General features: G+C 54.8%; 8 protein-coding genes, 1 pseudogene and 1 riboswitch. Of the genes and pseudogenes, 5 read left to right on the top strand and 4 right to left on the bottom strand.

Annotation, left to right across the window (positions count from 1 at the left end; all coding sequences use genetic code 11):
• Positions 1-44: 44 nt before the first annotated feature.
• On the top strand, positions 45-638 hold the full coding sequence (locus tag ACLQ7H_RS05750; protein WP_411751847.1) for a response regulator transcription factor: 594 nt from the start codon (positions 45-47) through the stop codon (positions 636-638).
• 17 nt (positions 639-655) lie between these two features.
• On the opposite strand, the pseudogene ACLQ7H_RS05745 reads toward ACLQ7H_RS05750, so the two are convergent.
• Positions 656-754, bottom strand: a pseudogene (locus tag ACLQ7H_RS05745) (IS5/IS1182 family transposase); the annotation flags it as partial.
• Between the two features lie 226 nt (positions 755-980).
• Positions 981-1,072, top strand: a riboswitch (TPP riboswitch).
• A gap of 36 nt (positions 1,073-1,108) precedes the next feature.
• Here ACLQ7H_RS05745 and thiM point away from each other — a divergent pair.
• From thiM to ACLQ7H_RS05725, 4 genes are all read left to right on the top strand, one after another.
• The gene (gene thiM, locus ACLQ7H_RS05740; RefSeq protein WP_411751846.1) at positions 1,109-1,903 is read left to right on the top strand and encodes a hydroxyethylthiazole kinase; all 795 of its coding nucleotides are present in this window, start codon (positions 1,109-1,111) and stop codon (positions 1,901-1,903) included.
• Positions 1,900-2,700, top strand: coding sequence for a bifunctional hydroxymethylpyrimidine kinase/phosphomethylpyrimidine kinase (gene thiD, locus ACLQ7H_RS05735; RefSeq protein ID WP_411751845.1), 801 nt, complete (start codon positions 1,900-1,902; stop codon positions 2,698-2,700). Before thiM ends, thiD begins: the two co-directional genes overlap by 4 nt.
• 109 nt (positions 2,701-2,809) lie before the next feature.
• Positions 2,810-3,049, top strand: coding sequence for a hypothetical protein (locus tag ACLQ7H_RS05730; protein ID WP_411751844.1), 240 nt, complete (start codon positions 2,810-2,812; stop codon positions 3,047-3,049).
• 19 nt (positions 3,050-3,068) lie between these two features.
• Positions 3,069-3,527 (top strand): inhibitor of vertebrate lysozyme family protein, encoded by a 459-nt coding sequence (locus tag ACLQ7H_RS05725; RefSeq protein WP_411751843.1) that lies wholly within the window; start codon positions 3,069-3,071, stop codon positions 3,525-3,527.
• An 82-nt stretch (positions 3,528-3,609) separates the two neighbouring features.
• Here ACLQ7H_RS05725 and gutQ read toward each other — a convergent pair whose 3' ends face one another.
• The 3 genes from gutQ to gutM all read right to left on the bottom strand — a co-directional run bounded on the left by gutQ (position 3,610) and on the right by gutM (position 5,790).
• Positions 3,610-4,581, bottom strand: a complete 972-nt coding sequence (gutQ, locus tag ACLQ7H_RS05720; RefSeq protein ID WP_411751842.1) for an arabinose-5-phosphate isomerase GutQ — start codon at positions 4,579-4,581, stop codon at positions 3,610-3,612.
• Entirely contained in the window at positions 4,574-5,350 is a 777-nt protein-coding gene (gene srlR / locus ACLQ7H_RS05715; RefSeq protein ID WP_411751841.1) for a glucitol operon DNA-binding transcriptional repressor SrlR, read from the bottom strand. The genes gutQ and srlR overlap by 8 nt, the downstream gene beginning before the upstream one ends.
• Before the next feature lie 83 nt (positions 5,351-5,433).
• The gene (gene gutM / locus ACLQ7H_RS05710; protein ID WP_411751840.1) at positions 5,434-5,790 is read right to left on the bottom strand and encodes a transcriptional regulator GutM; all 357 of its coding nucleotides are present in this window, start codon (positions 5,788-5,790) and stop codon (positions 5,434-5,436) included.
• Between the last annotated feature and the right edge of the window lie 165 nt (positions 5,791-5,955).

Here is a 5,955-nt window from a genome sequence, read left to right as displayed (position 1 = left end):
CGTCTGTATCGGGTTTTCTCTGCCATTATCACAGGGGATACAGGATGAGTGAACAGGCATATCTGGTTGATGACGATCCCTGTGTACGCGATGCACTGGTTTGGCTTTTGGAAGGCGCAGGGATCACATTGACCGTATTTCCATCGGCACAGGCTTTCTTGCAACAGGCAAAATTAGACCAACCGGGCTTCGTTTTGCTGGATATCTGCATGCCAGAAATGGGGGGGCTCGCTTTACAGGAGATATTAATGCGCAACGAACATGCGCTGAGCATTATCTTTCTCACCGGTGAGGCTGATGTTCCAACCACCAGTAAAGCGTTTAAAAATGGCGCATTCGACCTGCTGGAAAAGCCGGTTGATGCGGAAATTTTACTGCGGACTATCCGGGATGCACAGGAAGTTAGCAGGCAGAAAGCACAACGCCTGGCAAAGGTTGCCCACCTGCGTAATATGCTGGCCACGCTAACCGCCAGGGAGCGGCAGATTATGCTGTTAGTTCTGGCTGGCCACCCCAACAAGGTGATTGCAGAACAACTCTACCTGGCCCTGCGAACGGTGGAAATACACCGCCATAATATGATGAAAAAAATGAACTGTGACAATTCATTGCAGCTAGCTCAACTGCTCTCCAACTAAGCTGTAAACTACGGGGGCTTTGTTGAATAAATCAGAGTTTCAGCCACCGACCGCTTGTGGTAAGCCGTGTTCCATTTCCAGTAGGCGTTGCTCCCCGTAAGCCGCTGCCTTGCTACCTATATTCATGCCGTGTTTTTGTCCTCGAGGCAGGCAGAGTCCAGATTTGAGCATCCAGTTCCAGCTCGGGCCATGCCATCTGAAGTGGTCCCGTTCTTTGCTAAGGCTGTTTCACGAGTTTTACCGATAACGGCCGTAATGGTTTTGCACCCATGTATTTCATTTCTGAGGTGCGTAACTTGCTTGCCATGATTGACCTTCCTGTCCACACCCCCAATAATGGCAAACGTCGACTCGGGGTGCCCTTAGGGGCTGAGAAATTACCCGTATTACCTGATCTGGATTATGCCAGCGTAGGGATGTCGCGGTATCTCAACCGGTACCCGCCTTCTTGAACGCCGGTTGGGAGCATTATGTTCACTCGACCTGATGTGTTACCCGGCACCCGTGCCGCGGCCTGTTTTAACCAATTTAAACGCCAACCACCATTGATCCATTGCCTGACCAACGAAGTGGTGCAAGAGCTGACGGCCAACGTGCTGCTGGCGCTTGGCGCTTCCCCGGCGATGGTGGTGGAGCCGGAAGAGGCCGCACAGTTCAGCCGTGTGGCCGATGCGCTGTTGATCAATATCGGCACCCTGCACGCGTCGCGGGCAGAATCGATGTTAGCCGCCATCGAGGCTGCCAATCGTGCTGAAAAACCCTGGTTACTGGACCCGGTTGCCGTTGGGGGATTGCAATACCGCGCTACCTTCGCCCGCCGTTTGCTCACCTTGCGGCCTGCGGCGATCCGTGGTAACGCATCGGAAATCATTGCATTGAGCGGGCTGCAAACCAGCGCTCGTGGCGTGGATAGCCAGGATGACTCGTTAGTGGCGTTACCCGCAGCACGCGTATTGGCACGTAATTGCGGGGCGATTGTGGCCGTCACCGGTGAGACAGACTACATCACCGATGGTGAGCGAGACTGGGCCGTCACGGGGGGAGATGTATTGATGACGCGCGTGGTGGGAACGGGCTGCGCGCTTTCGGCCGTCGCGGCAGCATTTTGCAGTTTGCCGGGCGATCGGCTGGATAACGTTGCCACCGCTTGCCGCGTGATGGCGCTGTGTGGTGAAAGGGCCACGGCGCAGTGTTCTGGTCCTGGCAGCTTTACTGCCGCCTTCCTGGATGCCCTCTACCAGTTGCGCATGGAGGATCTGCTATGAAACGGATTAACGCTCTCACCATCGCTGGCACCGATCCTAGCGGCGGGGCCGGTATTCAGGCCGATCTGAAAGCCTTCTCCGCGTTGGGGGCTTATGGCACTAGCGTGATCACCGCGCTGGTGGCGCAGAATACCCGTGGCGTGCAGTCGGTGTATCACATCGAGCCGGCATTTGTGGCTGCTCAGTTGGATTCGGTACTCAGCGATGTGCGTATCGACAGCGCTAAGATCGGTATGTTGGCCAATGCCGATATCGTGCAGGCGGTGGCTGAGCGTCTGCGCCATTACAAACTGCCTTATGTGGTGCTGGATACCGTAATGCTGGCTAAAAGCGGTGACCCGTTGCTGGCACCGGAAGCGGTGGAATCCATCCGCCGTGAGCTAATGCCGTTGGTTTCCATTATCACGCCGAACCTTCCAGAAGCAGCGGCTTTGCTGGCCTGCGCTCCTGCACAAAACGAAGCTCAAATGCGCGAGCAGGGCCTGGCTTTGTTGGCGATGGGCTGTCAGGCGGTGTTGATGAAGGGCGGTCACCTAAGTGAAGAGGAAAGCCCAGACTGGTTATTTACTCCTGGCTTCGAGCAGCGTTTTAGTGCTCCACGCATCGCGACCAGGCACACGCATGGCACGGGTTGTACCCTATCTGCGGCACTGGCTGCCTTGCGCCCGCGCCACCCAAATTGGGCCGATACCGTGGCAGCGGCAAAAAACTACCTGCAACAGGCCTTACAGCAGGCCGATAGCCTGGAGGTGGGGCAGGGGATTGGGCCGGTGCATCATTTCCATGCCTGGTGGTGAGCCAGCGATTACACCGCATTCATTGAGTTTGTGCTGGCGAAACGGGTGGTGGCATTAACCGAAGGTATTGAGTGACAAGCAGAGTAGCCTTGCGACAATGTCGGAAGAAATGTCGGAAGAAATGTCGGAAGAAATGTCGGAAGAAATGTCGGAAGAAATGTCGGAAGAAATGTCGGAAGAAATGTCGGAAGAAATGTCGGAAGAAAATTTACCACCTCTTCCAGGAAGGAAAGCGGTTAATCAGGGTTGGGGCAACCAAAAAAGGGTATTGGCAGGTTGTCTGACGAAAAACGCTGAGCCAACTTTCTCGCTTAATTGTGGTCTGAGCTACTTGGAGCTACGCTTTTGATTTACCGAGGGAGAATGCCATGATGGGAAAAAAGAGGTTGCGGGGAGTCCTGTTTGCGACCCTGCTTGGATTTAGCACCGGCAGTTTTGCCGAACAGATTATCACTGCCTCAGATCTTATCCAGCAGCCGGGCTACCAAACCAGTTGGAAAAATATGGTGAAGGGCCAGGCACAGTTACCGGGTTGGGCACGTAAAGGGGTCGGCACTTCCACACCTGCCGAAACCGTCACCTGGCAGGGGCAAAGCTACCAGATCGGTAACATCTGCAAACCCCATGACTGTGCCAATAACTTTATGATTGTGGCCTTTAAAGCAGACAAGTCTCAGGCTTGGGGCGTGCGGGTTGAGGTGCCCAATAAGCCACAGGCAATCGACCATCCGAAGAAATACGCCAAGTATCAATGGCTGGGCAAACCGGATGATCAAATGAAAGCGTTGCTGAAGAAACAGTTTGAGGGCAATCCAGACTGGAAGTAACGTTGCTGAGGGGCAAAGCTACGTGCCAGGGTAGTTAAGCGGGAGTAGCATGCTACGCCCCTACGTGAAAGGTTTGCTACTATCAGCCGATCCCGGCCTGATGCAGGTCGTGCAGGTTGATTGCCCCTACCAGTACGCCATCGATATCCACTACCGGAGCGGCGCTGATGTGCTGTTCGTGCAGCGCTTCCAGGGCTTCCCCGGCACGCCACTGTTCTGGCAACCGGTAGCCGGGGCGGGTGATCGCCGGGCTGAGGCTATCATTGAGGCTATTACCCTTCACCAACCAGCGGCGCAGGTCACCGTCGGTAAACACACCCACCACTTTTTGCTGTGCATCGCATACGGCTACCAGGCCCAGCCCGGTACGGCTTAACTCCAGCATGGCTTCCATCACGTTAGCGCTTTCTTGCACCATCGGCAGACGATCGCCGGTGCGCATCAAATGATGGACGCGATTTAACAGGCGAGCACCTAGGCTGCCACCCGGATGGGAGCGGGCAAAATCCTCGGCATTAAAACCGCGCTGGCGCATCAGGGCCATCGCTAATGCATCCCCCATCATCAGCGTAGTCACTCCGCTGGAGGTTGGTGCCAGGCCCATCGGGCAGGCTTCTCGCTCAACGCTGATGTCCAACGTACAGGCGGCCCCCAGCGCCAGTGGCGACTCTTTGCCGCCGGTCATGGCAATGACTGGGATCTTGCTCTCTGCCAGCAGCGGCAGGATTAGGTCCAGTTCTTTGGCGCGGCCTGAATAAGAGATAAAGATCACTACATCATCGGCGCCGATCATCCCCAAATCACCATGCAAGGCTTCCGCCGGATGGACGAAAAACGCCGGGGTGCCGGTGCTGGCCAATGAGGCGGCAATCTTCTTGCCGATATGGCCAGATTTACCAATACCGGAAATCACTGCCTTGCCACGGCAGTTGAGCAGCAGTTCACAGGCTTGGACAAAATTGTCATCCAGGCGTGTCAGCAGGCGCTGCGCTTCGGTCAGCTCAATTTCCAGCGTTTCACGGGCAAAATTGAGCAGGGCAGTGGCGTTACTCATTAAGGGGCTCTCCTACCAGAATGATATTGATACCTTTGGCCTGCAGCGCAGCCAGGTAATCCGGGTTGATGCCGTTATCGGTGATCAGGGTATCCACGACGCTCAGATCGCACACCACGTTGGGGCTTTTGCGGCCAAACTTCGAGGAATCGACCAGCAACACAATGCGGCTGGCAGCTTCACACATCGCCTTGCTGACATTATGCACCTCATTAAAGGTGGTGACACCTGCATTGAGGTCGACACCGTCGGCACCAATAAACAGCTTGTCGAAGCTGAACTGCTGAAATGCCGACTCCGCCAGGTTGCCGTGAAAGGAGGCGGATTTTTTACGGTAGGTACCGCCGGGCATCAGGATGGTTTGATCGTTATCCAGTTCCACCAGCGCGTTGACGATAGTCAGGCTGTTGGTCATCACGGTAATGTTATTGAACTGCGCCAGATGCGGCACCATCTGCAATACCGTGCTGCCCGCGTCAAAGATCAGCGAATCGCCATCGTCGATCAGTTTGATGGCGGCATAGGCGATCTGGCGTTTCTTTTCGGTGTTGATATGGGTTTTGTGATCGATGGGCTGATCGCCATCGTCACGGCTAAGCACCACGCCGCCATAGGTGCGGATCACCTCACCTTCTTCTTCCAGCAAGGTGAGATCTTTACGGATGGTGGTGCCGGTAGTGGAAAAATGCTCTGCCAGGGCATCCACTGCCGTTTTGCCATGCCGCTGCAAGTATTCGAGGATAGCGGCTTGCCGCTGCTTTGGTTTCATAGAGATCCCTGTTCACAAGAGTTGACCATTCCTCTCGGTGAGATAGTTCACTATGAAAGGTAATGTCTTTTAATGTGAAAATATCATGATTTCGGTGCGATCGCTAACGATAGTGCTGTTTGGCATGCCCGATCCTCAGGGAAGATCACATCTGGGCAGAGCTGTTGTTGGTGCATGCCATGCAATTGCTTGAGTTGTTTAGGCTGGGCGAAAATGGTCAGGCCGCGCATCAGCATGCTGCCACATACCCGTTGTTGGGCGTCAAACGCCAGTGCCAATACCACGCGGGGTTTGAACCGGCCCCCAGAGCGGCCAACGCCCACGGTGCCCAACTGGCAAAGGCGATCGAACGCGCGGTTAAAACGCTGGATTTGCCACCAACCCAGGGCGATTTGCATCAGCCAGGCGATAACGGCGAAAGTGATTAATGCGCTGGTCATGTTGTTGTTCTCCTGTGTGAAAATGAAAGGGAAGAGCTTGTTGATGCTCCCCTCACCCTAACCCTCTCCCACAGGGAGAGCAGCTGTGTTTAAAGTCAACGGGTGATGATTAATTTGTCACCCATTTTTTATTATCCCGTAGCATCGCATTCAGGATGGTTAGCA

It is taken from the genome of Serratia sp. (in: enterobacteria), assembly GCF_046715635.1.
Classification (GTDB): Bacteria; Pseudomonadota; Gammaproteobacteria; order Enterobacterales; family Enterobacteriaceae; genus Chania.
The sequence above is the reverse complement of the archived record's forward strand: the minus strand, read 5'-3'. Positions and strand labels throughout refer to the sequence as shown.

Bases quoted from the DNA above. Each gene is read 5' to 3' on its own strand.
- thiD (WP_411751845.1), top strand. From the start codon at position 1,900: ATGAAACGGATTAACGCTCTCACCATCGCTGGCACCGATCCTAGCGGC.
- ACLQ7H_RS05750 (WP_411751847.1), top strand. From the start codon at position 45: ATGAGTGAACAGGCATATCTGGTTGATGACGATCCCTGTGTACGCGAT.
- ACLQ7H_RS05730 (WP_411751844.1), top strand. From the start codon at position 2,810: ATGTCGGAAGAAATGTCGGAAGAAATGTCGGAAGAAATGTCGGAAGAA.
- srlR (WP_411751841.1), bottom strand. From the start codon at position 5,350: ATGAAACCAAAGCAGCGGCAAGCCGCTATCCTCGAATACTTGCAGCGG.
- gutQ (WP_411751842.1), bottom strand. From the start codon at position 4,581: ATGAGTAACGCCACTGCCCTGCTCAATTTTGCCCGTGAAACGCTGGAA.
- thiM (WP_411751846.1), top strand. From the start codon at position 1,109: ATGTTCACTCGACCTGATGTGTTACCCGGCACCCGTGCCGCGGCCTGT.
- gutM (WP_411751840.1), bottom strand. From the start codon at position 5,790: ATGACCAGCGCATTAATCACTTTCGCCGTTATCGCCTGGCTGATGCAA.
- ACLQ7H_RS05725 (WP_411751843.1), top strand. From the start codon at position 3,069: ATGATGGGAAAAAAGAGGTTGCGGGGAGTCCTGTTTGCGACCCTGCTT.